The sequence below is a fragment of the Acidithiobacillus sp. TH-A36 genome (assembly GCF_057473445.1).
On record NZ_JBYCKP010000243.1, the window covers coordinates 1 to 1,258 of the forward strand.

Consider the following 1,258-nt stretch of genomic DNA (forward strand, 5'->3'; position numbering starts at 1 on the left):
ATTTTTTCTGACTTTTTGAAATATAAGCATTTTACATAGTTTAACAATATCATCTAGTTGTGCGCGATGTATCCTGACATATCCCACGTTATCCCTAGTGTTCCCGCCGCTCAGTGCAGCGTAATTGCAGCGCCAAATACGGTAAAACACTCTGATACCATTTTGAAAATCACAATCATCACATCAAAAAATATCGCATAAAAAGCTGCAAAATGATCATTGCCTATTGAATGGGAGCTAATCCTGTCCAAACGTCAATATTGCCGCAGGCGCTGCTGTCTGCATTGATGCGGATTCATCTCCACTTTTCTTCCGCATATGCGCCAACGGATCATGCGGATCCGGCAAAGCCCCCGCTTTCCATGCATCGGCGATGTCTTTGGTGCCGGCTGGTGGCATCCAGGCAAACACCTTTTCACAACCGAGCTTCCAGATTGTATCGATCTGCTGTTCGTGCGCGGCATCAGTTTTGGCCTGTATTTTGGTATTTTTCTCGCGTTCCATAGCCACATAAACCGTATCGGCCTCTTTCAGCATCTTCTGCACATGCGGCTGGTCTAAAAACGATCGGACATTCGCCCCGCCAGAGACAATGACGCAAGGGATAGGCTTCCGACGGGTCTTGTACCAATCAATAACAGCCAGCGCGTCCATACCGTCTTCCACAACCCAGACAGAACCTCGATCATCCCCATGCTAGATGGCTGGATAGGATTTATCGGAATGCTTTACGTCCAACTTTGTCAGCTGTTTCTTCCCATCCCAGGACGGAATAGATTGGGTCAGCCTGAGAGTCATGGATCGCATTTGACCATCCCCTCTGCCACAAAAGGCCACAGAGGGAATCCCTTTGTAATCCACAAAGCGCAGGAACCCTGCCCCTTGTGCACTCCGGATGGTTTTTTGGCTGATACCGCGATCCTGCAAATAGTGCATGACCGGATCAGAATTCCGACAGACCAGTGGAGCAACAGGCAGTTGATGAGATAGGACCGTTCTTTTTTCCGCTTTTTTCGTGATCGTTGAACCTGAAAGATCGGCCAAGGCCTGCTGGAAACTCAATCCCATTTCTTTCACGCAAAAATCGATGGGATCACCACCATCAACCCCTTCCCAGTCACACCAGACGAAATGCCCATCCTTTTCTTGTGTTACGCGATAACGGTCATCCACCACCCAATCCTTCACCCCGTCTTTTTTGACGGGCAAGCCAATAGACTGCAGGTACGCCACCAGATCAGCCCTGTGGGCGGTATCA

2 protein-coding genes are annotated in these 1,258 nt (G+C 49.0%); both read right to left on the bottom strand.

The window, feature by feature from the left end:
* Positions 1 to 237 precede the first annotated feature (237 nt).
* Positions 238 to 666: a hypothetical protein gene (locus AC2VLY_RS06360; protein WP_486921951.1), complete on the bottom strand. Its 429-nt coding sequence runs from the start codon at positions 664 to 666 to the stop codon at positions 238 to 240.
* Positions 667 to 696: 30 nt separating this feature from the next.
* A partial coding sequence (locus tag AC2VLY_RS06365; RefSeq protein ID WP_486921952.1) for a hypothetical protein occupies positions 697 to 1,258 on the bottom strand: 562 nt, incomplete at its 5' end.